This is a genomic window from Catalinimonas alkaloidigena (genome assembly GCF_900100765.1).
Lineage (GTDB): Bacteria > Bacteroidota > Bacteroidia > Cytophagales > Flexibacteraceae > Mooreia > Mooreia alkaloidigena.
The window spans coordinates 622999-649142 of the sequence record NZ_FNFO01000003.1; the positions used below are offsets into that span (position 1 = coordinate 622999).

Annotated in this window: 23 protein-coding genes; 14 read left to right on the forward strand and 9 right to left on the reverse strand. The window is 55.1% G+C overall.

Translation table 11 applies throughout. The features are described from left to right. The first annotated feature begins 8 nt into the window (after nt 1-8). The 6 genes from BLR44_RS09820 (at nt 9) to BLR44_RS09845 (ending at nt 4311) form a co-directional block, all read left to right on the forward strand. Nucleotides 9-560, forward strand: a complete 552-nt coding sequence (locus BLR44_RS09820) for a hypothetical protein (protein ID WP_143017218.1) — start codon at nt 9-11, stop codon at nt 558-560. 50 nt (nt 561-610) lie between these two features. Next, nucleotides 611-1000 (forward strand): VOC family protein, encoded by a 390-nt coding sequence (locus tag BLR44_RS09825; RefSeq protein WP_089681522.1) that lies wholly within the window; start codon nt 611-613, stop codon nt 998-1000. A 269-nt stretch (nt 1001-1269) separates the two neighbouring features. Next, nucleotides 1270-1920, forward strand: a complete 651-nt coding sequence (locus BLR44_RS09830) for a porin family protein (RefSeq protein ID WP_176955969.1) — start codon at nt 1270-1272, stop codon at nt 1918-1920. Nucleotides 1921-1971: 51 nt separating this feature from the next. Beyond that, nucleotides 1972-2973 carry a vWA domain-containing protein gene (locus tag BLR44_RS09835; RefSeq protein ID WP_089681524.1) on the forward strand — a complete coding sequence of 334 codons (1002 nt, stop codon included), beginning with the start codon at nt 1972-1974 and terminating at the stop codon, nt 2971-2973. 126 nt (nt 2974-3099) lie between these two features. Further along, complete coding sequence (locus BLR44_RS09840; RefSeq protein ID WP_089681525.1) at nt 3100-3522, forward strand: molybdenum cofactor biosynthesis protein MoaE; 423 nt, start codon at nt 3100-3102, stop codon at nt 3520-3522. 18 nt (nt 3523-3540) lie between these two features. Then, nucleotides 3541-4311 (forward strand): MOSC domain-containing protein, encoded by a 771-nt coding sequence (locus BLR44_RS09845; RefSeq protein WP_089681526.1) that lies wholly within the window; start codon nt 3541-3543, stop codon nt 4309-4311. A gap of 24 nt (nt 4312-4335) precedes the next feature. On the opposite strand, the gene BLR44_RS09850 is transcribed toward BLR44_RS09845, so the two are convergent. Continuing rightward, nucleotides 4336-5484, reverse strand: a complete 1149-nt coding sequence (locus BLR44_RS09850; RefSeq protein ID WP_089681527.1) for an NTP transferase domain-containing protein — start codon at nt 5482-5484, stop codon at nt 4336-4338. Then, nucleotides 5481-5963 (reverse strand): cyclic pyranopterin monophosphate synthase MoaC, encoded by a 483-nt coding sequence (moaC, locus tag BLR44_RS09855; RefSeq protein ID WP_089681528.1) that lies wholly within the window; start codon nt 5961-5963, stop codon nt 5481-5483. Before moaC ends, BLR44_RS09850 begins: the two co-directional genes overlap by 4 nt. Before the next feature lie 129 nt (nt 5964-6092). Between moaC and BLR44_RS09860 the strand changes: the two genes are divergently transcribed. Further along, entirely contained in the window at nt 6093-7298 is a 1206-nt protein-coding gene (locus BLR44_RS09860) for a molybdopterin molybdotransferase MoeA (protein ID WP_089681529.1), read from the forward strand. Here the strand turns inward: BLR44_RS09860 and BLR44_RS09865 are convergent. Then, nucleotides 7293-8720: a DUF6427 family protein gene (locus tag BLR44_RS09865; RefSeq protein ID WP_089681530.1), complete on the reverse strand. Its 1428-nt coding sequence runs from the start codon at nt 8718-8720 to the stop codon at nt 7293-7295. The genes BLR44_RS09860 and BLR44_RS09865 overlap by 6 nt on opposite strands. Before the next feature lie 100 nt (nt 8721-8820). Between BLR44_RS09865 and rbfA the strand changes: the two genes are divergently transcribed. The 6 genes from rbfA (at nt 8821) to BLR44_RS09895 (ending at nt 15787) form a co-directional block, all read left to right on the forward strand. After that, nucleotides 8821-9222, forward strand: a complete 402-nt coding sequence (gene rbfA, locus BLR44_RS09870) for a 30S ribosome-binding factor RbfA (protein WP_089681531.1) — start codon at nt 8821-8823, stop codon at nt 9220-9222. Nucleotides 9223-9232: 10 nt separating this feature from the next. Next, on the forward strand, nt 9233-10042 hold the full coding sequence (locus tag BLR44_RS09875) for a class I SAM-dependent methyltransferase (RefSeq protein WP_176955970.1): 810 nt from the start codon (nt 9233-9235) through the stop codon (nt 10040-10042). A 57-nt stretch (nt 10043-10099) separates the two neighbouring features. Further along, the gene (locus tag BLR44_RS09880; protein ID WP_089681533.1) at nt 10100-11326 is read left to right on the forward strand and encodes an ABC transporter permease; all 1227 of its coding nucleotides are present in this window, start codon (nt 10100-10102) and stop codon (nt 11324-11326) included. Between the two features lie 175 nt (nt 11327-11501). After that, entirely contained in the window at nt 11502-14402 is a 2901-nt protein-coding gene (locus BLR44_RS09885) for a DEAD/DEAH box helicase (RefSeq protein WP_089681534.1), read from the forward strand. 50 nt (nt 14403-14452) lie between these two features. Next, nucleotides 14453-14866 (forward strand): energy transducer TonB, encoded by a 414-nt coding sequence (locus BLR44_RS09890; RefSeq protein WP_143017219.1) that lies wholly within the window; start codon nt 14453-14455, stop codon nt 14864-14866. Nucleotides 14867-14884: 18 nt separating this feature from the next. Then, nucleotides 14885-15787: a DUF2279 domain-containing protein gene (locus tag BLR44_RS09895; protein WP_089681536.1), complete on the forward strand. Its 903-nt coding sequence runs from the start codon at nt 14885-14887 to the stop codon at nt 15785-15787. 1 nt (nt 15788) lies between these two features. Here the strand turns inward: BLR44_RS09895 and BLR44_RS09900 are convergent, their stop codons facing one another. The 5 genes from BLR44_RS09900 to BLR44_RS09920 all read right to left on the reverse strand — a co-directional run bounded on the left by BLR44_RS09900 (nt 15789) and on the right by BLR44_RS09920 (nt 23598). Beyond that, nucleotides 15789-17936, reverse strand: coding sequence for a protein-disulfide reductase DsbD family protein (locus BLR44_RS09900; RefSeq protein ID WP_089681537.1), 2148 nt, complete (start codon nt 17934-17936; stop codon nt 15789-15791). Nucleotides 17937-18053: 117 nt separating this feature from the next. Then, nucleotides 18054-18641 (reverse strand): cytochrome c oxidase subunit 3, encoded by a 588-nt coding sequence (locus BLR44_RS09905; protein ID WP_176955971.1) that lies wholly within the window; start codon nt 18639-18641, stop codon nt 18054-18056. 50 nt (nt 18642-18691) lie between these two features. After that, nucleotides 18692-20212, reverse strand: a complete 1521-nt coding sequence (locus tag BLR44_RS09910; protein WP_176955972.1) for a M1 family metallopeptidase — start codon at nt 20210-20212, stop codon at nt 18692-18694. Between the two features lie 158 nt (nt 20213-20370). Further along, complete coding sequence (locus BLR44_RS09915) at nt 20371-21813, reverse strand: aldehyde dehydrogenase (protein WP_089681540.1); 1443 nt, start codon at nt 21811-21813, stop codon at nt 20371-20373. Nucleotides 21814-21831: 18 nt separating this feature from the next. Further along, complete coding sequence (locus tag BLR44_RS09920; protein ID WP_089681541.1) at nt 21832-23598, reverse strand: ABC transporter ATP-binding protein; 1767 nt, start codon at nt 23596-23598, stop codon at nt 21832-21834. 264 nt (nt 23599-23862) lie between these two features. Here BLR44_RS09920 and BLR44_RS09925 point away from each other — a divergent pair, with 264 nt between their 5' ends. Next, nucleotides 23863-24189 (forward strand): ArsR/SmtB family transcription factor, encoded by a 327-nt coding sequence (locus tag BLR44_RS09925; RefSeq protein WP_089681542.1) that lies wholly within the window; start codon nt 23863-23865, stop codon nt 24187-24189. 31 nt (nt 24190-24220) lie between these two features. Here BLR44_RS09925 and BLR44_RS09930 read toward each other — a convergent pair whose 3' ends face one another. Beyond that, a complete protein-coding gene (locus tag BLR44_RS09930) occupies nt 24221-26005 on the reverse strand; it encodes an ABC transporter ATP-binding protein (protein ID WP_089681543.1) in 1785 nt (594 codons plus the stop codon). Nucleotides 26006-26144 lie beyond the last annotated feature (139 nt).

Consider the following 26144-nt stretch of genomic DNA (forward strand, 5'->3'; position numbering starts at 1 on the left):
TGCACCGTATGGCGAAACTACGTTTCCGAAAGATTAAGTCAGAAAACCTGATTGCCTGGATGGCCACCCTGGTCAGTATCTGCGCGCTCGGCACCACCGCTTACCAGACCTACATCCTCAAACAACAGCAACACGCGGCTGTATGGCCCCGGCTGGAACTGCTGCACGGCTGGAGGGTGAATGGCGAAGACTCATACTACCGCCTCAACTTGCGCAATACTGGCGTAGGCCCTGCCATCATCCGCCGGGTGACGATTTTGTACGCAGGCGATACCCTCCGCGATTTTGCCCATCTGGCGCAAGCCGTAGCTGCCAAGCATCATTTACCCGACAGCCTAGCGTACCAGGACTATCAGGATTTACTGGCGGACATGGTCATTCCCCAACAGGAAGAAAAACGTTTGCTTTACCTTGACAAAGAAGCCTACGTCGCCAACTTGGGGCACTCCACACGGAGCAATGCCGGGGATCTGATTCAGGTGTCGGTCGTGTACGAATCGCTCTACGGCGACGCCTGGGAAGTAACGTATCCGCAAACCAGCCACCGGGAAGTGGATTAGCTTTCCGTCAACCATTTGTCCATCAGCCATTTATCAATTTGCCACTCTCTATGCACATCGAACACCTCGCGCTCTGGACCTACGAGTTGGAAGCCATGCGCCAGTTTTACGAAACCTATTTCGGCGGGACAGCGAATGACAAATACACCAACCCGCGGAAGCAATTTGAGTCATATTTTCTGACGTTCGCGAAGGGACCTCGCCTGGAACTGATGCAAATGCCGGGCATTGCCCCCAATCCGAATACTCCGACTTCACAGGCGGGTGGCTGGGTCCACGTTGCCTTTTCGGTCGGTAGCAAGGAAGCCGTCGATGCCCTCACCGAACGGCTCCGCCACGACGGCTATACCATCGTCGGTGAACCCCGCACGACCGGCGACGGTTACTACGAGAGCGTGGTGCTCGACCCCGACGGCAACCGCATCGAAATCACTGAATAGCGACAAAACATCTTTTGTAACTTGTTCATTATCAGTGCCCTTAACGTTTTCGTAGAGAAAACTCCCCCTTTCTCAAGATAAATCTCTGGTTCAGCAGGAACGGTCTATCCAATTCTGCATTAAGTCCCTATTTTGATTTCAGATAGGCGCAACCGTCGGTTTGCCCATCTGGAAGCAGATATCGCATGCCCTATGCAGGCAGTGCGTTTCAGAGCCTTCTGTTTTTTAGCTCTTTTTATCTCCAAGCACTCTTTAAACTTTCCTTCCACATGATTACGAAAGCTGGTGTACTCGCTTTTTGTCTGTTGACAGCAACGACTACTAGTTACGCGCAGGTCTCTGTGGCACCGCGCATTGGTTTCGGAATTACCAGTGTAACACAAGCCTTTGACCCAAATAAGCCCCGGCTGACACTACACGCCGGCGTTGAAGGGGCTTATGAACTGATAGAAAACTTAACGTTACGGTCAGGCCTTCTCCTGGAAGGAAAAGGCGTAAGAACGTCGGACAAATCTGGCGGCAATTCCATCAAAGCATCCATTGGGTTTATCTACCTCACTATTCCCCTCCACGCTCAGTACTCGCTCCCCATTGCAGACGAATTCGATGTTTGGGGAAGCGCAGGTTTTTACTTCAGTGCCGCTATCAATGGAGTAGCGAAATACAAGTACAATATCAACGGTACGCAATCGTCAGACAGCGATCACATCGATTTTGGGTTGGACAACGACGGCATCCGCCGGGGCGATGGTGGTTTTGACATCGGTGCGGGCATTTCGGTACCATTCCTGGCCAATAAACTAGACGTCGGCTTCGAACTCAGCCTGGGACTCGTCAACCTGAACGACCCTGACGAAAGTGACGAACTCTACAACCGTTCGATCAAGCTGCTTGCGCGCTACCCCCTGGTGTTCGAATAGCGCTGGTCGTCCTGTCTCCTTCCTACTTTTCTTCACTTCAATCTCCCTCCCATGTTCTCGCCTAAATTTTCCTTCCTCCTCGCCGCTTGCGGCACGTTCCTGTTCCTCCAAAGCTGCCATTCAGACGATGAAGAGCCTCGACGCGACCTAAACGGTAAAGCCAGCGGTGCATTCGTTAGTAGTTCGGTCGCGCAGATTGACAACAATCGGCTGACCTGCCAAATCATGCTTTACATTGTGGATGACGACGGAAACTTCGTGAACGACCTCCGAGTTTCGGCTTTTGAGCTGAATTCTGATGATACAAACGCCGAGTTTACCATTACAGGTGTCTCGCAGAGTCGCCTGGATCACAAAGGAAAGTACGCCTCCGCTTTACTGATGGACCAGAGCGGTAGCATGAGCAGCAACGACCCCAACGATCTCCGCATCGGAGCCGCCGAGATCTTCATGAATTCGCTGGGCAGTACCGATCAGGTGATGCTTGCCTCGTTTACGAGTAACTATCGAGCTGACCTGTGGATTCACGGCGATGGGAAGTTAACACACGATGTGGCAGATCTGATACAGGAGGTTAACGACTTGGCAGGCCAAGAAGGCGGAGGCACACCTCTGTATAGGTCGTGTTATGCGATGAGTGGCCACCTCGCTGATGCCGCCGACGACATTGGCTACACCAACCGCGCACTGATTGCGTTCACAGACGGCCAGAACACCGATTACGCAGATATTGACGACGTAGTGGATTACGCAAACAGCCAGCATGTGATGATTTACACCGTAGGGTTGAGCGACGGGACCGATCCTAAGGTACTTTCTTACTTGGCTGGGCAAACAGGCGGTGCTTACATGCAAGCAGAAGATGCTGAGCAACTGATCACGATGTTTGGAACACTGGGCGATCTGCTGAGCGGCACCGCAAAGCTCTACAGCGTAGCTTGGGAAGCACGCACTACCTCTTCTTGGCAAAAAGGTAATACCTTTACCGCCTACATCGACATTGATATCGGAGGCAATGTGTACGTCCGTGTCCCGTTCTCCATTGTCATCTAAGTTATAGGGCGCCCTACTACGAGGTGGTATGTCGTTTTGACGTACCACTTTTTTTGTGCGTTTCTCTATAATATTTTCTTGCCATGCCCTGCAGCATTCCAGTAACTTGGGGCAATTGTATCGCTTATGCCGACTCCCTACCTCCATCTTACCGACCAACCCCTCGATACGCAGGAAGCCATCGACCGGGCTTCGTCCGACGCGGCGGGGGCGGTCGACGTCTTTCTGGGCATCGTGCGGAACAAAACCGCCGACCGCCCTGTGGTGCGCCTGGAATACGAGGCGTACGACCCAATGGCGTTGCGCGAGATGGAAAAAATCGCGGCCCAGGCTGCTGAACGCTGGCCCGTTCAGGGCCTGTCGATTGTCCACCGGAAGGGCACGCTGCACATCGGCGACCTTGCGGTGGTGATTGCCGTGTCGACCCCGCATCGGCGCGAGGCGTTTGAGGCGTGTCGGTTTGTAATTGACACCTTGAAAGAGACGGTGCCCATCTGGAAGAAGGAAGTGTTTGAAGACGGCGAAATCTGGGTTTCGGCACATCCTTGATCTTTTTACTTTCACGCCATGCCTCATCTTTCCCGCATTCTGGTGTATCCCATCAAGTCGATGGACGGTGTTTCGGTTTCCGAAAGCGAACTGACCGCCGGTGGTGCCCTGGGTTTTGATCGCCGCTGGGCCTTTTTCGACGAAAACGACCGCACCGTCAATGCGAAAAAGTATCCGGCCATCCAGCAGATCCGCGCTGATTTTCAACTAGCGCAGCAGCAGGTGACGTTCGAAACAGCCACCGGACGCGCAACGTTCGACCTGGAAGCAGAAAGCAACTTGCTAGAACAATGGGCCAGCGACTACTTTGGGAAGCACGTGTTTTTGCGCCGCAGCGAACAGAACGGCTTTCCGGACGATGACGAACGGCCCGGCCCGACGGTGATTTCAGAAGCGTCGTTACAGGAAGTGGCGCGCTGGTTCGGCCTGACAACCGACGAAGTGCGGCGGCGCTTCCGGGCCAATCTGGAAATCGGTGGGGTGGAGGCGCCTTTTTGGGAAGATCAGCTCTGCGGACGCCTGCCCGCCCAACCCGTAGCTTTCTCGATCGGCAACGTCCGGTTCGAAGGCTTGAAGATGTGCGCTCGCTGTCCGGTTCCGTCGCGTAATTCCTACACCGGTCAGGCCGAGCCCGTTACGTTCTCGAAAGAATTTTCGGCCAAACGCGAGCAGTCGTTGCCGTCGTGGGCTTCTCCTGCGCAGTTTCCGCACTTCTATTTTCTCTCGGTCAATACCCGCATCACCGCGGGCAACCACATACGGGTCGGCGACGCGCTGCAACTTCTTTAAGCGTGATTTTTGGTTTAACGCTGCCTAACGTTGAAGCGTCTTCATGGCCTCGTCGCGTTCGGCGGGTTCGTTGGCGTTGTGCAGCGCATTGGCGTGTGGAACCGGAAGGACGTGGCAATCGGAGTTGATCAGCACCTTGCGCGGGCAGGAATAGCCCTGGCTCAGAAAGTCTAGCAGAATGGGGTAACTCTTCGGTTCCCAGAGGGTCAGGAGCGGATCGGGAAAGGCCGTATCGGGATTCAGAAATGCAGTGGCGACTTTGCTCGGATCGCGTTGTTTTTTCAGGTGCGCAAAGACGGACGCATCGGCAAAGGGCAGGTCACACGCCACCACCAACCACGCCGCATTCGGGTTCGATTGGAACGCCGTCAGGATTGCACCGTAGGGTCCTAAGCCCGAAAACGTGTCGGGCAGTGCCGGAAACGAATCCTCCAATTCTCCAACTTGATCGGGGCGACACGAAAGGAAAACCTGATCGCATACGGACGCTAATTGTTCAGCCAGATACCGGCGGTGGGCCGTGCCTCGGTAGGCGATCTGGCTCTTGTCCTCCTGCATGCGCGTGCTGCGTCCGCCCACCAAAACCAGTCCGTGCAGCGGCGGGACGGCATTTACTACAAATTCACTAACCCAAGCGCTTATTTTTTCTATTTCCGATAACCGATAAAGCGGCAATTCCGCCCAGTGGGGCAGATAGGCCTGCAGATAGTCGGGAACCGCTTCTACTCCTTCTGCCAACAGAATCAGGCGTACATCGGTCAATTTTTCCAGCTTCTTTTCGAGCGATTTCTTCGGATCGATCACCACAATCTGGCTTTGGGCCGGAAAGTGATTCCCATTGACCACGACCAGATCCATCTCCCGGAAGAAGCGTTTCTGGTGATGCGCGTTGGGCTGTACAGCGTACTGGAATTGTCCAAACTGAATTTTATCTGTGTATCCTGCCGCTCCGCCGTACGTCAACACGGAAGTAGGATCAGGGACTGCTTCATCGGCGCTTTGGTGATCGGCATCGACATAAGCGACTTTCCATTGTTTCGCCAGTGCTTCGGTCAGTTGCCGGACCAACGTTTGGATGTTGCCGCACGGTGTGCCCAGGATCGCCAGTTCGTTTCGGCCGAATTCGCCGAGGTGGGGGCGGGTCAGTTTGGCGTGTTTCGCATGTGATTTCATGAACGTGTAAAGTCTTGTTTGCCGCCTGTTTTTTCCATCAACTTCGTTTCCCGGATCACGATGTCGTGCGAAAGCGCCTTGCACATGTCGTAGACCGTGAGCGCCGCCACCGACGCGCCGGTGAGCGCTTCCATCTCTACCCCGGTTTTGGCCGTGACGCCGACCGTGCAGGTAATGACGACTTCGCGCTGTGCGTTCACCCGGATGTCTAGCTTGCACTTCTCCACGGGCAGGGGATGGCAGAAGGGAATCAGGTCGGACGTGCGTTTTACGGCCATGGTGCCGGCGATGATGGCCGTCTGAAACACTGGGCCTTTTTTCGTATGAATTTCGTCGTTTTGCAAGTGACGCATAATTTCGTCACCCAACACCACGACCGCCTGGGCCGTGGCTTCCCGCCGGGTCACCTGCTTCTGGCCTACATCGACCATCGTGGGGTTACCGGTTGCGTCTACGTGCGAAAATTCGGAAGAAGCCATGCGTCGTTATAGAGTTATTATGTTAATCTGGGATGAGTTTGCGAGTCGCGTACCTACCGATGCGTGCGATCTCCGTATCAACAACATCATCTCGCTGAAATTCTGTTCATTCAAAAGTAACGCTTGCTTATGATCTCGGTTACGGAAGCCCTCCAGATTATACTGAACCATGCGCCCCGCGCTTCGGTGGTGACTTTGCCGCTGGAGCTTGCTGTGGGCCGCATCCTGCGCGAACCCGTGTCGGCCGACCGCGATTTCCCGCCGTTCGATCGGGTGACGATGGACGGCATTGCGTTCACCTGGCAACCGACGCCTCGGCGGCTCCGCGTGGAAGGCCGGCAACTGGCCGGTGCGCCACAAGGGCAATTGCAAGATCGAGCGAACGGTTGCCTGGAGGTAATGACGGGGACAGTACTGCCGCAGAACGCCGACACGGTGGTGCGCTACGAAGACGTCACCTTGCAGGAAGAAGCGGAAAGCGTCTGGGCCGACGTGCAGGTATGGCCGGAACGGGCGGGGCAGAACGTCCACCGGCAGGGCAGCGACCGTAGCCAACACGACGTATTGCTGGAACCGGGCGTTCGCCTGTCGCCCGCTGAGATTGCAGTAGCCGCCACCGTAGGCAAAGCGGAGGTGCAGGTGAGCCACATGCCGCGGGTAGCGCTGATCGCAACCGGCGATGAGTTAGTCGAGGTGACGCAAGCGCCCGCCCCCCACCAGATTCGCCAGTCGAACAGTCATGCTTTGCAAGCGGCATTGCATCAAGAAGGGATCGGTGCGGAACGCTACCACTTGCGCGACGATTATGACGCGCTGAAGACGCAGCTTCGGGCGTTGCTGGAGGCGCACGACCTGCTGATCCTGAGCGGCGGCGTCTCGAAAGGAACGTCTGATTTTGTGCCCGATGTGTTGGCCGACCTGGGTGTGCAGCGGCATTTTCATCGCCTTGCGCAACGGCCCGGGCAGCCGATCTGGTTCGGTACCACTGCTTCCGGTAAGGTGGTGTTTGCCCTGCCGGGCAACCCGGTTTCTACATTTTTCTGTTTTTACCGCTACGTGCGGCCGTGGCTCTACCGTCACCTGGGCGTAGATTTTCCGACCGAATACGCCCAACTGACGGTGGAAGTCTCGTTCAAACCAGCCTTGACCTACCTGCTTCCGGTACGGGTAAACAGCAGTCCGAACGGTGTACTGCTGGCTGTGCCACTGGCGGGGCAGGGGTCGGGCGATCTGGCGAATCTATCACAATGCGACGGCTTCCTGGAGTTACCGCCCGATCAGGATACGTTTCCGGCGGGTGCCAGCTTTCCGTTCTTTCGATTTCGGCGGTTATAATCCTCTGGCGGCCGTTTGCGTGCGCACGTACACCCCCGGTTGGCCGGATGGCTGGTACTGTTCGCGTAGCGTTGGGATGCGGAAGAACAACTGCGGGACCATTTCTTCCTGGTCGATGATGACGTCGGGCGGATCGTTCACGAAATTTTCGTACACGTCTACCACCGCCCGGTAGGTGTCCAGCCCGTGTAAATGCTTTTTCGCCAGATTCCAGTCGAGGTAAGGCGTGGCCAGCGCATGATCCTGATAAGCAACCAGCGCATCGCCCAACACGAGTACACGCTTGCCAGATGCAATGTCGCGGGCCGGATCTTCGCTTCGCTCCACCAGGTAATCGTCCAGGGGGCCCAACGCCTCTGCGCTCATCCATTGAGGTCCGTACAGCGACGCCACCACCGCCAGCACCAGCACGCCGAATCCGGCTTCGTACTGCCACCGCTTCCGGGCCAGCACAAATACGTGCGTGATGAAATAAGCGGCCGCAGGCACCAGCACCATGAACTGCGACGGCGTTCGCCGGTAATCGAAAAAGATCACGGCCACGCCACCGATCACCCACATTACCATAATCTGCTGGCAGATGCTCTGGTAATTGGTGTACTGATGGTTGCCGCTCATCATCAGCGCACCTGCCAGCATGAGCAGCACCGGAATACCGAAAATGATCGCCAGCGTCTGGTATTCGGCAAAGTTCACCGAGGCCAGCGATAACAACGTGGCCCAATAGTTTCGATAGAAGAGTAGGGCCGCATCGTACCAATAGTAGTACAGAAAGGCAATGGCAATGGGCAGCGCAGCACCGATCAGAATCAGGACGTATTGCCGGGCGGTAGTGCCTGAATAAAGCAGAAAAGCTAAAATGGGCAACGCCAGAAACACCAGAATGGGCAGGTGAAACAGCGCCGCAATGCCTACAAACAGGCCGATGAAAAACAGATCGTCGTCTTCGAGTCCCAGTCGTATGTGGCGGAAAACGCGGTGCAGCGCCGGAAGCAGAAACGTGACGGCCATCAGCGCGGGCGAGAGCGTCAGAAAATCGAAGAAGAGACTGCTGACCAATACGTACATCAGGCCCGGCAGCGAAGTGCGGTCCGGATACACGTCGTCTTGGTCCATGTAGCGATTGAACAGAAACGCCTGCACGGCCACCAGCACCAGCGCCGCCCACTGGAACGCCAGCTGCGACTTGCCGAACAGCGTATGCAGCAGGCCATAGACCACACTGGCCAGCGGGGCGGTGGTATCCCATACGTCGCGGTACATTACGGCCCCGTGGCTTACTTTTTCACCCACCACCATCCAACCTACTTCGGTCACGGTCAGGGGCGTCGTGCCCAGAAGCCACGGCAGCCGGAGCCCCACCAGAATTACCAGAAGCGCTACCAGACGCAGGGGCGAGATTGTTTTAAAGAAGCTGATCACGATTGGTGAACTTTTATGAAATACGATGCATTTGCTACATGGAAAGCTGCGAAAATATTGGGAGAAAGAAAATAAGACGTAACTTTGCAGCCCTTATTTTATGGAAAGCCAGCGACAACAGAAATTTGCGAGATTGCTCCAGCGGGATTTGGCTACCATTTTCCAACAAGATAGTAAGCATTGGTTCGATGGGGCGTTTATCACGGTGACTAGCGTGCGCGTGAGCCCCGATCTCAGTGTGGCCAAAGTCTACCTTAGCTTCCTGCTAACAAAAGATCCACAGGGCCTTTTGGAACGCATCGAAGAGCGGAATAAACAGATCCGTCATCAACTGGCGGCTCGTATCAAAAACCAAGTCCGCATCATTCCCGAGTTACGTTTTTACCCGGATGATACCGCTGAATACGCTTCGCACATCGACTCTCTCCTAGACAAGCTGGACATTCCACCGGAGGAAAATGATGAAGACGTTAACCGCACCCGCACGGACCGAAACGAGTAGTTCGTGTACTATGCAATACGAAAGTCTGAAGACCAACCTGAACGACCTATTTGGGACTACAGGTTTCTATCGAAAAATTCTCTACTTTCTGCTCGACCTGCTGCTGCTCCGTTCCTGGCACATCCACAAGGAGATCAAGCTGTGGGGTAGAAAGTTGCGCAAGCAGTCCATTCACATTTTGGATGCCGGCACCGGTTTTGGGCAGAACGCCTGGTACCTGAGCCGCGTGAGCGACAAATGGAGTGTACTGGCGGTGGATGTAAAAGAAGACCAGGTCTGTTCCTGTAACTCTTTCTTCCACCAATCCGGGGTCGACAATGTGTTTTGTAAAACACAGGACCTGAACGACCTGGACCGCCCCGATTCGTTCGACCTGGAGTTGTCAGTCGACGTACTGACCTACATTCAGGACGACGTACAGGTGCTTACCAACATGTACCGCGCGCTTAAACCCGGCGGGATGCTGCTGATTTGCAGCCCCTCGCGGCAAGCCGGCACGTCGACGCTCGACGGCGCAGACGCCATGCAACTCGACTCCCGGATTCGTCCCGGGTACGACAAGCAGGAGTTGCGCGAAAAACTGTGCGCGGCGGGCTTCCGCAAAATTGCGATGCGCTACATCTACGGCCGGGCCGGACGCCTTTCGTGGCTGCTTTCCATGAAGTACCCCGCCACGCTGCTCCAGCGTTCCTCGGCGTTTCTGTGGCTGCTGATTCCCTACTACATGGTGGTCTATCCGTTCTGCTTCGTGTTGAACTGGCTGGACATGCGCTGGAACCACCGCAGTGGCATGGGACTGCTGGTCAAAGCCTGGAAATAAAATCCGAAAATCCTTCCGGCAGTCGTTATCTTGCTAACGTTCCTGAGTTACTGACGTATGCAACTGCCCCTGTTTGTCGCCAAACGCTACTTCTTTTCCCGCAAGAAAAAGAGCTTCATCAGCATCATCTCGGTGATTTCCATGCTGGGGGTCGCCGTGGGCGTTACGGCGCTGGTGGTGGCGTTGTCGGTATTCAATGGGCTTGAGGACATGATCCGCCGCCTGTACGGCACGTTCGATCCGGAAATTAAAATCAGCGCGGCCGAAGGCAAGTCGTTTGAAATAGACAGCGCCATGCTCGAGCAACTTCGCACGGCCGAGGGCGTACGGTACGTCACAGAAGTGATCGAAGACAATGCGCTGATGCGCTACCGCGACGCCCACATGGTCGTGAAGGTGAAGGGCGTCAGCGACAACTTCACCAAACAGGCCCGCCTCGACTCGGCGCTGGTGAGCGGGCAACTGGTCCTATCCAAAGCCGATACCAACTATGCCATCGTAGGGTTAGGCGTGCAGTACGCGCTGAACATAGTGCTCGACAATCACTTTTATCCGCTGCAACTCTGGCACCCCAAGAAAACCCGACAGGTGGGCCTGAGTCCCGAAAGCGCCTTCACCCGGATGAACATCCGGCCAGGCGGCGTTTTTTCGATCGAACAGCATTTCGACGATAACTACGTGTTTGTGCCCCTCAGCTTCGCCGAGGCGCTCACGAGCTACGGCAACCGACGTACTTCCTTGGAGATTCAGACAGAACCGGGGAGCGACCTGGAGGCGGTGCAGAAACGCCTCAAAGCCTTACTCGGCGACGCCTTTCTGGTGCAAAACTCCGATGAGCAGCACGCCAGCCTGATCCGCGCCATCCGGGTCGAACGCCTGTTTGTGTTTCTGACCTTTGCGTTTATTCTGGGTATCGCCTCGTTCAACATTTTCTTCTCCTTAAGCATGCTTGCCATCGAAAAGAAGCACGACGTGGCGGTCTTTTATGCACTGGGCGCAACGCCCGGCTTCATCCGTCGCCTTTTTATGAACGAAGGGGCGCTCATCGCCTTCACGGGCGCGGCCATCGGTCTGGTAGGGGGCTTGATCTTCTGCCTTTTGCAACAGCATTACGGCATTATTTCCATGGGCATGCAGACTTCCATTTTAGACGCCTACCCCATCAAAATCCAGTGGGAAGACTTTGTTTTTTCTGCGTTGCTGATCATCGTCATCACGTTGCTGGCTACGTACCGCCCCGCCTCCCAGGCAGCCAGTACGTCCCTACTCGAACTGCAGGTTTGAGGCTTTGGCGAAAGTTGGCCTCAAAGGTTGCTTTATCCTTAAATTAAATCCTGCAATTTTTACATTTTGACAACAGTAATGACCTTTCTGTAAAGAATTATTAACTCAAATTAAAAGGATTTTAATTTCAGGTTACAGCGCTATTTCTTAACATTGGAGATTTATTGCGCTACCCATGCACGTATCTAAAGCCAAGCCATTTCAGATCATTTATTCGCTCTATGGCCACGAGTACCTCGGTTACCTGATCGAATCGTTCGTGGTGCAAAAAGATGATCATGGTCGGCTCACCCTCCAGCATCAGAACATCTCGGCGAAAAACGCTCCCGAATTTGCCGAGGGCCTCGACGAAACCGACTTTCGGTTGATCGAACTAATGGACCAGATCCAGCACGATACCATCGTCAAGACGTTCTCTCCGAAAAAAATTTCCACGACCGATTTTTACCTGAAGGTGTACGATCCTGAAAAAGGCGACAAAGCGCTTCAGGAACGCATCGACGCCTTTATCGAAACCCGCAAATCGGAAATTCTGCCGCTGCTCCGCGACAAAATGATCTTCGAGATGGGCAACGACGGCGAACCGACCTGGCGGCAGGTGTATATGTCGGAAGAAAAGGCCACGGTGTTGTTCCACTTTCGGCGGAACGAGGACAACACGCACTATTTCCCGACGATCAAGTACAAAGGCGAAAAGCTCGATTTTCAGTACAAAAATGCGATGATCGTGTGCCGGGAACCGGCCTGGATGCTGCTGGGAAACTGCCTGTACGACTTTGAGAAAAACGTAGATGGCAACAAGCTGAAGCCTTTCCTCAACAAGAAGTTTATCACCATTCCGCGGAAGGTGGAAGAGATGTACTTCAAAAAATTCGTGGCACCGCTCGTAGAGTCGTACGACGTTTACGCCAAGGGCTTTGAGATCACGTGTGATGAACTTCAGCCCGAGCCGGTCCTTATGTTTTCGGAAATGACCGACAGCAACGGCAACGACGGCGAACTGGAGTTTACGCTCTGCTATGCGTACGGAGCGTTTACGTTCGAGGCCGATCCGCAGCAGCCGGTGAGCGTGGCCGTCGAGACGGTAGGCGACTCGTACGTTTTCCACCGCATTCGCCGCAAGAAGGCGTGCGAACAAGCAGTGGTCGAAAAGCTCAAGACCCTGGGCCTGAATTTCGGGACGGGTAACCGCCACCGCGTGCCTCGACAGGAAGGTTTTCAGTGGCTGGCCGATCACGTAGAGGCACTGCGGGAGCAAGGCTACACCATCCGCCAGCAACAGCAGGACGACAAGCGTTACTTCCTCGGCAAATCGTCGATCAACCTGGAAATCACCGAGAACCGCGACTGGTTCGACATCCACGCCATTGTGCGCTTCGGCGACTTTGAAGTGGCGTTTCTGAAACTGCGGAACCTGATTTTGCAGAAAAAACGGGAGTTTACGCTGCCCAACGGCGAAGTGGCGGTGATTCCGGAAGAGTGGTTCGTTCGCTACTCAGAGCTACTGGCCTTTACGGAAGAGCAGCGAAACGGACACGTTTCCGAAAACCTGAAGTTGCAGAAACATCACCTGGCGCTGATCAAAGAACTGGAACAGGGCAACCTGGCGCAGGTAACCATCAGCCGCAAGCTGGAAAAGCTGCGTGAATTCGAACAGATCGAAGATGTTCCTCTGCCACAGGGCTTTAACGGCACGTTGCGGCCTTACCAGAAGGCGGGCTACAACTGGATGCTCTTCCTGAACAAGTACCGGTTCGGGGGCTGTCTGGCCGACGACATGGGCCTGGGCAAAACCGTGCAGACGCTGGCGCTGCTCCAGCAACAGAAAGAAGCGGGTGTGGAACAGGCGTCGCTCCTGGTGCTGCCCACGTCGCTCATCTACAACTGGGAAGTGGAAGCGCGCCGCTTTACGCCCGAACTGCGCATCTTTACCTACATTGGAACCTCACGCGAAAAGGACATCTCGATTTTCCAGAATTACGACGTCATTCTGACTTCATATGGCATCGCGCGCATCGACATTGACCTCCTCAAGCAGTACTTCTTCAACTACGTGATTCTGGACGAATCGCAGGCCATCAAAAACCCGTCGTCAAACATCGCGCGGGCGGTGCGGAAGTTCAACGCACGCAATCGCCTGATTCTGACGGGGACGCCGCTCGAAAACAGCACGATGGACCTCTGGTCGCAAATCAGCTTCGTAAACCCGGGTCTGCTGGGCAACCAACATTTCTTCCGGCACGAGTTCCTGAATCCGATCGAGAAGAAACACGACGAGGTGAAGACGCAGCGGCTCTACAACATCATCAAACCGTTTGTGCTCCGTCGGCACAAGTCGCAGGTCGCCCGCGAACTGCCCGAAAAGGTGGACCACGTGCAGTATTGCGACATGAGCGAGACGCAACAGAAGATTTACGAGGAATCGAAATCGTATTACCGCAACAAAATTCTCGATTACATCGAGCACAACGGCGTGTCGCAGTCGCAACTGCTGCTGCTGCAAGGCCTCACCGCCCTGCGTCAACTGGCCAATCACCCACGCATGATCGACGAGGGCTACGAAGGAGATTCGGGCAAGATGGAAGACGTGATCTACAAACTGGAAAGCATCCTGGGCGAAAATCACAAGGTGCTCATCTTCAGCCAGTTTGTAAAACATCTGCAAATCCTGAAAAGCCGCCTGGACAAGAAAAAGATCAAATACGCTTACCTGGACGGCAGCACGAAAGACCGGCAAGCGCAGGTAGAGAAATTTCAGGAAAACGAAAAGTTGCAGATCTTCCTGATCTCGCTAAAGGCCGGGGGCGTGGGCCTGAACCTCACCGCCGCCGACTACGTGTTCATTCTCGATCCGTGGTGGAATCCTGCCATTGAGGCGCAGGCCATCGACCGTGCGCACCGCATCGGACAGGAACGGAAGGTGTTTACCTACAAATTCATCACCCGCGACACGGTAGAAGAGAAAATTCTCGCCCTGCAACACGACAAGCGCAAACTCGCCAGCGAACTGATCACCACGGAAGAGTCGTTCGTCAAAAGCCTGAGTAAGGAAGACATCATGTCTATCTTGGTTTGAGTGCAGGTCCGCGCTATCTTTCGGACTTCTTTCAACTCAACCTTTTTACCATGCGCTTCTGGCTCGCTGCTTTTTTCGCCTTTACACTTTTGGTACGGATTGATGTACATGCGCAAACGAGTAGCGCGGTAAGTACAGAAATTTCTACGGACACCGTCTTACGAGTAGTTGACGAAATGCCTGAGCCTGTTGGCGGCAAAGCCGCCTTTGGTAACTACCTAAGTAAGACGCTTACTTATCCCAAACTAGCTCGCAAAGAGAAAATACAGGGTAGGGTATTTGTGGAATTTATTGTTGAGAAAGACGGCTCGCTCACCAACGCACGTATAGTCAAAGGAATCGGTGGCGGGTGCGACGAAGAAGCACTAAAAGCCATCAACGCTTCTTCGCCCTGGATTCCTGGTAAACATGAGGGCACTCTCACGCGCGTCCGGATGATCATTCCCATTACGTTCACTTTGTAAGATATTGTTTGAGCTGCCATGCGTCTTCTGCTGTTCTTCTGGCTTTGTATTGGCAGTGGAGGAGGCCTTGCAATTGCCCAATACGCCGACACAGCTCAGGTCAACAAAAAGAAGCTGACGCGGATCATCCTGGCCGAAAGTGCGTTCTACGTCGCCGGCATGTCGTATTTGCAGTTCATCTGGTACAAGGACCACGAAGCGGTTCCGTTTCACTTTTACGACGACCACAAAGGCTATCTGCAGATCGACAAGTTCGGACACGTGTTCGGCAGTTACCTGGAAAGCTACGCAGGTTACCATTTGCTGCGCGATGCGGGCGTCAGTCGTAAAAAGTCCTTGATGTATGGCGGAGCACTCGGGTTTGTGTTGCAAGCCCCCATTGAAGTGTTCGACGGCTTGTACGAAGGCTGGGGCTTTTCGTGGAGCGATGTGGTGGCCAACGCAACCGGGTCAGCGTTGGTCGTTGGGCAAGAGTTGCTGTTTCGGGAGCAACTGGTCAAATACAAGTTCAGTTTCTGGCGCTCGCCTTACGCAGCGCAGGCCAACGGTTACATGGGACGCAATTTTTTGCAGAGCCTGTTCCTCGATTACAACGGGCACACCTACTGGCTGAGCGCCCCGCTGAACAAGCTGGTGTGGCACGAGACACTACCGCCCTGGCTCAGCGTCGCGGCAGGCTACAGCGCTAACGGCATGTTCGGCGAATTTGAAAACCTTCGCTACTACCGGGGTGTGTGGCTACCCGAAACGGCACGGTATCGGCAATTTCTGCTGTCGCTCGATGTGGATTGGACGCGTATTCCCACGCGATCGCGTTTTTTGAAGAAAGTATTTAATGTGCTGTTCTTCGTCAAGGTACCCTTCCCCGCCCTGGAGGTCAACACGCAAGGCCAACTGAAAGGCTACTGGCTTTATTTCTAGTTTACTTCAAGGCCACCTGTTGCTGATAGGCTTCACGGCCAGCGTCCAGGAATTCTACAAAATGCTGTACGTCCAGGTCATATGCCGTCGGGGGCACCAGCGGCTTGCCCGTCACAGGGTCCAGGAGGAGGTAGTACGGCTGGGCGTTGTTGCCGTACCGCCCGATTTGCAGATCGGCGTTTTTCTTTCCGATGGTGCGTTTTTCCTTTCCGTCGTATTCCGACACGTACCATTCCGCTTCGGGCAGGTCGGTCTTATCGTCTACATACAGCGAAGCGATCACGAAGTTTTCGTTCAGGCGTTGCAGGACGCGAGGATCGGACCAGACCCGCGCTTCCATCTCGCGGCAGTTGACGCACCCGTGGCCGGTAAAATCCACGAAGACCGGCTTGTTTTGCGCGCGGGCGCACGCCATCGCCTGTTCCAGATCGAAATATCCCTGCAGGCCGTGTGGCAGGTGCAAAAAGTCATACTTGGGCGGTTCACATCCTTCGAGCGAATTCGAGGCCAGCACGCCAGTGCCACCAGCCCTACGTTGGTTTGTCAGGTCGAAGTCCAGCGTATTCTGCGGCGGCAGGTAACCCGCCAGTGCTTTCAGCGGTGCGCCGAACAGGCCCGGAATCAGATACACGACAAAGCCCAGCGTGACCAGTGCCAGCAACAGACGCGGCACAGAAATGCTTTCCAATACACTGTCGTGAGGAAGACGGATCTTCCCGAACAGGTAGAGCGCCAACCCGGCGAAAACGGCGATCCAGATCGCCAGATAAATTTCCCGGTCCAGCAGGTTCCAGTGGTAGGCCTGATCGGCCACGCTGAGGAACTTGAACGCCAGCGCCAGTTCCAGAAAGCCCAGCACCACCTTGACGGAATTCAACCAGCCACCCGACTTGGGCAGATTGCTCAACCACTGCGGGAAAATGGCGAACAGGGTAAAAGGCAGCGCAAACGCCAGCGAGAAGGCAAACATGCCTGCGATGGGACGCAACACTTCTCCTCCGGCCGAGGCCACCAGCAGACTTCCGACAATGGGACCGGTGCACGAAAACGAAACCAACACCAACGTGAAAGCCATGAAAAAGACCCCGACTAACCCGCCTTTGTCGGCTTGTGCGTCGACTTTACTGACCAGACTGCTGGGCAATACGATTTCGAACATGCCCAGAAAGGCCAGCGCGAAGAAAATAAATACGGCAAAAAACAAAATATTCGGCAGCCAGTGGGTGCTGACGAAATTGGCAAACTCCGGGCCGTTCAGCCGCGAAATCACCGTACCGATCAAGGTATAGATCAGAATGATGGAGAGTCCGTAAATCAGCGCCTGTTGAATGGCTTTGCTGCGTGCCCCGCCGCTGCGCGTGAAGAACGACACGGTCATGGGAATCATCGGAAATACGCAGGGCGTCAAAAGAGCCAGCAGTCCCGATCCGAAAGCGACTACCATAAAGCCCAATAAGCCTCCGCTGGCCGCTGTGGCAGTTGCCGCGGAAGAATAACGCGTCACTGCCGTTTGCTGCACAGTCGCCGTATCTTGCGCGGCCGGCATTTTGCCGGCGACGGCGGGTTCGGTGGTATCGTCCTGCACGTACGCGTCGCGCGTGACGTCCGCCACGGCTTGGGTAGGTTTTTCGTCCAGCGAGGCCTTACCGGTGGTCGGTTCGGATGTGGATGTTGCTGCGTTGCCACTCACCCGAATGTCGCTGAAGGTGTGATCTTCCTCGAACAAAACGCACTGCCCGGTTTCGTCGGAGCAAATCTGGTATTCGATGTGGGCCACAATGCTGGGATTGGCTTTCAGCATCCGCACTTTCTGCCGAAACTCCGCGTGCTTCTTGAAGTAGGTGTACTCGCCATCCCAGATCTCATCGTACTTCTTTTTCGGATTGATCGGTTTGATGTCGCCGACCAGTTCGTACGTCGCGTTCGGGGTAAACGTAAACTCGGTGACGTAAGGCCCCAGGTCAGGATCGAAGTCGGTGGAGTAGAGGTACCAGGCCGGATCGATTTCCGCCTGGAAAATCAGCTCGGTTTCGTCGCCTGCTTTCACTTCCTGTTTGCTGACGCTGTACGTCCAGGTGGGCGGTTGCACCATTTGTGCCTGCAACACAAACGGCAGAAAGAATGCCAGGAGCATCCCGAAATAGTTCATAACTCAAAGGTCGTTACGTGATGTACGCTTACGGTGCGCGGACGCGTATTCTTGGAAACGGAAGCCACCCGGCAAAAGATTCCCGCGGGTTGGTCGGGCGGCCGACGTTTCCGGCAATTACAACTGGTGGTAGAGCAGAAACCCGAACAGGTACAGCCAGAGCACGTCCACAAAATGCCAGTAGAGGTTCACCAGCCGCAACCGCGACACTTTCACGGGATTCAGCGTCTGCAAAAATGAGTCCACGTAGTGATGATGACGCCAGCCGTCCACCAGTGCATAGGCCACCACCAGCATTCCCCCCAGCACGTGCGCCAGGTGCAATCCCGAAAAAAGGTACACAAACGCGCCAGCCGTATTGCCCTGCAAAGTAATACCTTCTTCCAACAGTTGCTGCCCGCCTAAGACCTGTCCCACCGCAAACACCAGCGCGAGCACGAAGGTGGCGCTCAGCAACAGGCGGTAGGTCAGAAATTTTTCCCGGTGAAAGGCGCGTCGCGCGGCCGTCAGGGTAAAGCTGCTGATCATGATGGCGGCCGTGGTAAGCCAGAAAATACGCGGCAGGGCAAAGGTTTCCCACTGGGCACCCCCCTTCCGAAGCACGTACACCACGCTGAGGAACAGAAAGATCAGGGCACTCCCCAGCATGCCCAGGTAGATCATCAGTTGATAGGGGTCCCGCCGGGCGTAGAGCGTGCTCCGCATGAACTGACGTGAGGAGGAGACGGGTTTATGTTTTGAGAATTCGGATGGCATCACTTTTTGTCTGAAGTCACATAAAACGACTGTGTATCAATTTCTAATCCACTTTTGGCCGGCTTGGCCGGAACAAACTCCTGCCATGTTTGCGTAGGCGTGAGGGTTTGCCACACACCTCCCTTGGTGCGCACGCGCAGCGGCATGTGAAACCCTTCGGCGTCGGCTTTCCACTGGTACCGAACCCGATGTCCGGCACGGTCTACCTTGTACACGAATTGCGGCGGGCTGGGGTGGCGTAGGTACTGGTCAAAAAATGCGGACAGATCGCATCCCAAATGTTGTTCCATGTATCCGATTACCTGCTCTGTAGTAACCGTCTGGTAGCGAAAGTGTTGCGCCAGTCCGTACAAGGTTTCAAACCAGAGCGAATCGTGGCCGATTACGTTCCGCAACGTGTGCAACATCCAGGCCCCTTTGTAATACATGTCGGCATCGTTCCAGCCGGTGTAGTTGACCTCCAGCGGCCCCAGCATCGGCTCCCGGTTGGCAATGGGGTACACGTCCAGTCGTTCCTGAAGGTACGTTACGGAGGCATCGTATCCGAACCTGGCTTCGACGTAGAGTGCTTCTGCATACGTGCAAAAACTCTCGTGAATCCACATTTCGCCGTGGTCGCGGCAGCTCACGCTGTTGCCCCAATACTCGTGTCCGCTTTCGTGCACGATGATGTAGTCGAAGTTCCAGTGCGGCAGGTTTTCAAACTCGTTTCCGTACGCCACGGCACTCTGGTGCTCCATGCCCCAATAAGGCGTTTCGACCAGGGCGTAGCCATCGTCCCAAAAGGGGTATTTTCCGAACAACTTCTCGTAGATCGCCAGCATCGGTTTTACCTGCTGAAAATGTTCGCGGGCGCGCGTGGCGTGGGGCGGCAACACGTAGTAATTGAGCGCGAGCGTATCGCCGTCGTGACTGACGTAGGCATCGGTCAGTTCCGTGTAATCGGCAATGTTCAGCGTCACGTTGTAATTGTTGATGGGATAGCCTACAAACCACTCGAATCGGGTATATCCATCGGAGAGGGACGTTTGCCGCCGCAGTCGCCCGTTGGCGACGGCCTTCAAACCGCTCGGCACGTCCAGGCTGATCTGCATGCTATCCGGCTCGTCGGAGAGGTGATCTTTGTTGGGCCACCAGAGACTGGCCCCGGCACCTTCGCACGCCACCGCAATCCAGGGCTTGCCCTGCCCGTCGCTCGCCCATACGAAGCCACCGTCCCAGGGAGGCTTGATCGCTTCGGTGGGCCGTCCGTGGTAGGCGATGCGCAGGGCGGCTTGCTGTCCTGCCGGTACTGCGTGTGGCAGTTCGACCAACAGTGCGTTGCCATCGCGCTGAAAGGTTACTTCGGCCTCGTGAAACGTAATGGCATCGACTTCCATGTTCTGGAACAGATCGACCTGCATTACCTGAAAAGGCTCCGTTGCCCTGAAAAAAATTTCGTTGGACCCGGTAATGGTCTGCTGAGCAGGATCAACCTGAACCTGCAGGTCGTAGTACGTGACGTCGTAGCACCGACGCATCGGATTCAGGCTACCCCGCAGGCTATCTTCTCTTGAAAAGGGCGTATGCTCCGCCCACGCTGCAGAAAAAATTCCCAGGCAGCACCACACAAACAGCCCCAATCTAGCCCTACTACGCATACACACGATAAACGATTTTAAACAAAAGCGGTACGTACTTACAACTTCAGACAGATGTTTTTCGGTTCAGTGAAAAACCGCAAAACTTCCCAGCCGCCTTCACGCCCTACACCCGACTGCTTCATCCCGCCGAAAGGCGTGCGCAGGTCCCGCAGCATCCAACAGTTGACCCAGACGATTCCGCTCTGCAAGGCGCTTGCCACACGGTGAGCCCGCTTCACATCCGACGTCCAGACCATCGCCGCCAAGCCATAGGGTGTGCTGTTGGCCCAGGTTACGGCTTCATCTTCCGTGTCGAAAGGAGTCAGGGTAACGACCGGGCCAAAAATTTCTTCCTGGTTGGTACGGCACTGAGGCGACAGGCCTTCCAGGACCGTAGGCGCCATAAAAAATCCTTTGGTGCAACGGCCTTCCACTTGCACCGAATGCCCCCCGGTCAGCACGGTGGCGCCTTCGTCACAGGCCAGATCGAGGTAGGAGAGGACCTTCCTGAAGTGCGACTCCGACACCACGGCCCCTACCTTGGTGGTTTCGTCTTGCGGATCGCCGACTTGCCAGTGCGCCACTTCCTGCAGAAACGCTTCGCGAAATGGTTTGTAGAGGGCGCGTTCCACGAAAATGCGGGAACCACACAGACAGATCTGTCCCTGATTCGTGAAGGCAGCACGAACGCTCTCGCGCACGGCTTCGTGCAGATCAGCGTCGGCAAAGACCAGATTCGGGTTCTTTCCGCCTAGCTCCAGCGACAGCTTTTTGAACAAAGGAGCCGCCGCGGCCGCAATGCCACGCCCCGTCTGCGTGCCGCCCGTAAACGAAATCGCGGCCACATGCGGATGGGTAACCAACGCCTGTCCGGCTTCGGCCCCGCGCCCGTGTACGATGTTGAGCACGCCGGCAGGAAAGCCGATCTCTTCGCAAATTTCGGCCAGATGAAACGCCGTCAGCGGCGTTACCTCCGAAGGTTTGGCAACTACGCAATTCCCGGCGGCCAGCGCCGGGGCTATCTTCCAGGTAAAAAGGTAAAGCGGCAGATTCCAGGGCGAGATGCAGCCCACCACGCCCAAAGGAGACCGGACGGTATAGTTCAGCGCCACCTGGTCGGTCAGGTGCGACTCGGAGGCGAAATGCAGCATCGCCGTGGCGAAAAAACGGAAGTTCTCCGATGCACGCGGAATGTCGACTGCCCGGGCCAGCCACAGGGGTTTGCCCGTATCGCGCGACTCGGCCTGCGCCAGCGTTTCGTGTCGTGCCTCGATGGCTTCGGCCAGTTGCATCAGCCATGCCGACCGCTCGCGCACCGGCAGTGCTGACCACGCCGGAAAGGCGCGTTGGGCAGCAGCCACTGCGTCGTCGACATCGGTCGGACCCGAAGCGGGCACTTGCGCGAACACCTGGTCAACGGCCGGGTCCACGTCGTCCAGGTACTGCCCCGTGTGCGGTTCCCGCCATTTTCCTCCGATGTAGTTGCACAGTGTGATCATGGCAAGCAGAAGAGAGACTTAGACCACCTCTTTATACTGCATGCGGTGCAACTGCGCATAGTAGCCATTTTCGGTCAGCAGCTTCTCGTGCGTGCCGCGTTCCTTGATCTCGCCTTTGTCGAGCACCAGAATCTGGTTGGCGGTTTGGATGGTCGACAAGCGGTGGGCGATTACGATCGACGTACGCCCGAACATCAGCTTCTCGATGGCGTTCTGGATCATTTCCTCCGTTTCGGTATCGACCGACGAAGTGGCCTCGTCCAGAATGATGATCTGGGGATCGTATACCATCGCCCGGATGAATGAAATCAGTTGCCGCTGTCCGACCGAAAGGGTAGCCCCCCGTTCCATCACTTTATAGTCCAGTCCGCCGGGAAGGGCCTCGATAAACTTCCGGGCTCCCACCAGTTCGGCGGCTTCCCAGATGCGGTCGCGGCTGATGTCTGGGTTGTTCAGCGTGATGTTTTCTTCGATGCTTCCCGAAAAAAGAAACACGTCTTGCAAGACCAGCCCGATGTGGCTCCGCAAATTGGTCAGGTCGAACTCGCGGATGTTCACACCGTCGAGCAGGATTTCGCCGCGGTTGATTTCGTAAAAGCGGTTGAGCAGGTTGATGATGGAGGATTTGCCGGCCCCCGTCGCCCCGACCAGGGCCAGGGTCTCGCCTTTCTTTACCTGAAACGAAATGTCCTTCAGTACATAGTCGGCATCGTTGTACGCAAACCAGACGTTTTTAAACTGTACATCCCCTTTCAGTTTGGCAGGACGGTGTTCACCGCCGTTCACGATGTGCTCGCGGTTGTCCAGCAGTTTGAAGATGCGGTCTGTGCTCACTACCCCCAGCTGCAACGTGTTGAAACGGTCGGCAATGGCACGTACCGGGCGGAAAAACATGGAGATGTACATGATGAACGCCACCAGCGTCCCGAAGGTCACGTCTTCTTTCAACACCCCACGCGCGCCGTACCACACCAGCAAACCCGTTCCGATGGCGGCAATGATTTCGGCCACCGGGTAGTAGATCGAGTAATAGAGTACCGACTGAATGTTGGCTTTGCGATGCACTTCGTTGATCTCCTTGAACTTCTCGTACTCCTGCGCTTCGCTACTGAAAATCTGCACGATGTTCATACCGGTGATGTGTTCCTGTACGAACGAGTTCAGGTTGGACACCGCCGTGCGTACATCGTTGAACGCGTACTTGATTTTCTCTTTGAAGATGTAAGTACTGATCAGCAGGAGGGGCAGGGTCGAAAGGCTGACCAGCGTCAATTCCCAGTCGGAATAAAACATCAGGGCCAGAATGAAGAAGATCTGCACCACATCGCCGGCCATGGCGGCTAGCCCTTCGGAAAAGACGTTTGAGAGCGTTTCGACGTCGGATACGTTGCGCGTCACCAGCCGGCCGATTTGCATTCGGTCGAAGAACTTCAACCGCAGGCTCAAAATGTGTTCGTAGAGCTGCACCCGAATGTCGCGGATCACGTTCTGCCCCAGCCAGCCGGAAATGTACGTGTGGGCGTACTGCGTGCCCGACTGCACCACCAGCAGCCCCAGCAGGATGTAGAGCATGTTGCTCAGCCCGCTGTAGTCACCGGCAGCAATCTGCTGATCGATCATCACCTGAAACAGGTAGGGGCGAATCGGGCCGGAAAATCCCAACAGCAACGTCAGGAAGATCAGCAGGTAAAACATGCCCTGGTAAGGCTTGGCGAATCTCATCAGTCGACGCAGGATACTCAGGTCGAATAAATTGCCACTTTTATCGGTTGTTGTTTCTTCCATACGTTGGTGCGCTGTAACTCCCTGTGCTCAAATGATGAACTCTATTTGCACTATACAGGGCTAATTTTAGCTTTTAAGACCCTTTTGCAGAGTCGCGTAAGATTTTGAGGCGAAAATGCCCGTTTTTTTATCCACATTTAGGAAAATCGTCTATTGACGATGCCGGATTTCTCAAAAAATCCCTTTTTTTTGCAGCAACAACACGTGCGCTGACACCTTGACATCCACGTGTGTTTACGTACGTTCTCATCCTAAAACTACCTTATGGCCTACACAAAAAAGGACGAATTTGATTACGAAGAGGTCACACTGGCCGCGTATGCCAAAGCCCTGGGACACCCCGCCCGCATTGCCATCCTCAAGCTCCTGGCCGAGCGTGGCAAATGCATTTGCGGTGACATCGTAAACGAACTGCCGCTTTCGCAGTCGACAGTATCGCAACACTTAAAAGAACTTAAAGCCGTAGGGCTGATCAAAGGTAAAATCGATGGCCCTCGTGTTAGCTACTATGTAGACGAAGAGACCTGGAACAAAGCCCGGATTTTCTTCGACCGGATGTTCCGCCAGCGGATGCAACCCGTGATGGTATAACTGCTTCTGCCGTTGTACGACAAGTGCCTCATCAGGCGGCTTCTTCCGTCGTGAGTTGCTTGTCGTACAACTCTTTGTACACGCCCCCCGCCGCCAACAGGGTATCGTGCGTACCCTGCTCCACTACTTTTCCCTCGTCCAAGACCAGAATCCGGTCCGCCAGCTTGGCCGACGACACCCGGTGTGAGATGATGACCGTCGTCCGGTTTTCCATAATTCCTTTCAACCTGCCTAAAATCCGGTTTTCCGTTTTCGTATCTACGGCCGACAGTGAGTCGTCCAGAATCAGGATGTTCGGATCGCGGACCAGGGCGCGCGCAATCGACACGCGCTGTTTTTGTCCGCCCGACAGGGTAATGCCGCGCTCTCCGACTTTTGTGCTGAACCCTTCCGGGAAGTCAATCACGTTGTGATACAGATCAGCGTCTTCGGCGGCCTGAACGACGCGGTCGTCGGAGACACCCTGCAACCCGAACGTGATGTTGTTGCGAATGGTATCAGAAAACAGAAAGACGTCCTGCGGCACGTACCCGATCTGCCCCCGCAGCGAATGCAGGTTGTAGTCGCGTACGTCCACCTCATCGATGGTGACATTTCCGCCCGTCGGGTCGTACATGCGGCAAATCAGGTTGGCTACGGTGCTTTTGCCTGATCCGGTGGTGCCCAGAATGGCGATCGATTCCCCCGGTTTTACTTCGAACGACACGTGGTCCAGCGCCTTGATGCCCGAGTCGGGATAAACGAAGCTTACCTGATCGAATACGATTTTGCCGTGAATGTCTTTCGACAATTCTTTGCGCGACACGATGTCGGTCTTTACGTCCAGAAATTCGTTGATCCGCTGCTGCGAGGCAGCCGCCCGCTGAATCAGACTGGCGGTCCAGCCCAGGGACGCGACCGGCCAGGTGAGCATGTTCACATAGATGACAAACTCGGCGATGATGCCGACCGTGATTTTCCCGGCCATAACCTGCAAGCCGCCAATGTAAACCGTCAGGATCGTGCTCAGCCCAATCAGCGCCAGCATCAGCGGGAAGAAGAGGGAATCGACCCGCACCAGCCGCATGGACTTGTAGCGGTAATCGTTGCTTTCTTTTTCGAACTGCGCGAGCGAATCGCCTTCGCGTGTAAATGCCTTCAGCACCCGAATGCCCGAAAACGCTTCCTGCACAAAGGTGGACAGGTTGGACAGGCTACGCTGGATCTCTTCCGAACGCTTGTTGATGATGTTGTTAACAAAATAGATGCTTACGGACAGCACCGGCAGCGGCAACAGCACGTAGAGCGACAACTCGGCGTTTACGCTGAACATGTAGCTGATCACCAAGGCAAACAGCGCAATCAGGTTGATGCCGTACATAATGGCGGGGCCTACGTACATCCGCACGCGGCTGACGTCTTCCGAAATGCGGGCCATCAGGTCGCCGGTGTTGTGACGCCGGTAGAAACTCAGGGGCAGTGACTGGTAGTGCTCGTAGATTTCGTTCTTCTGATCGTATTCGATATGCCGCGACATCACGATGATGGTCTGCCGCGTAAAAAACAGAAAGACACCGCGCAACAGCGCCATGCCCACAATCAAGATACCGTAGAAAAGAATCTTGTCGAGGAAGATGTCGTAAAAAGCCTCTTGCAGCTCGAAGCCTTCGTACGTGCGGTAGATGTCGATCGTCTCTTTGATGAGATCAAACGCCTGCCGTACGACCTGCGCCGGCACCACCGCAAATACGTTGGAGATGATGATAAATATAGTCCCCCAGATCAGATGAGACTTGTATTTATAGAAGTAATGGTTGATTCGACGTAGTGCTTTCACAGAGTAAATGTTTCATACCCTCCTCATAAACCACAACCCGGGGGCATAGTTCGGAAAGGCGAAAATAAAGTAAGTTTGCAGCCACGACAGGCCGATTTTTCAAGTATACGGTCTGACGCTACACCAACCCACAACCCCA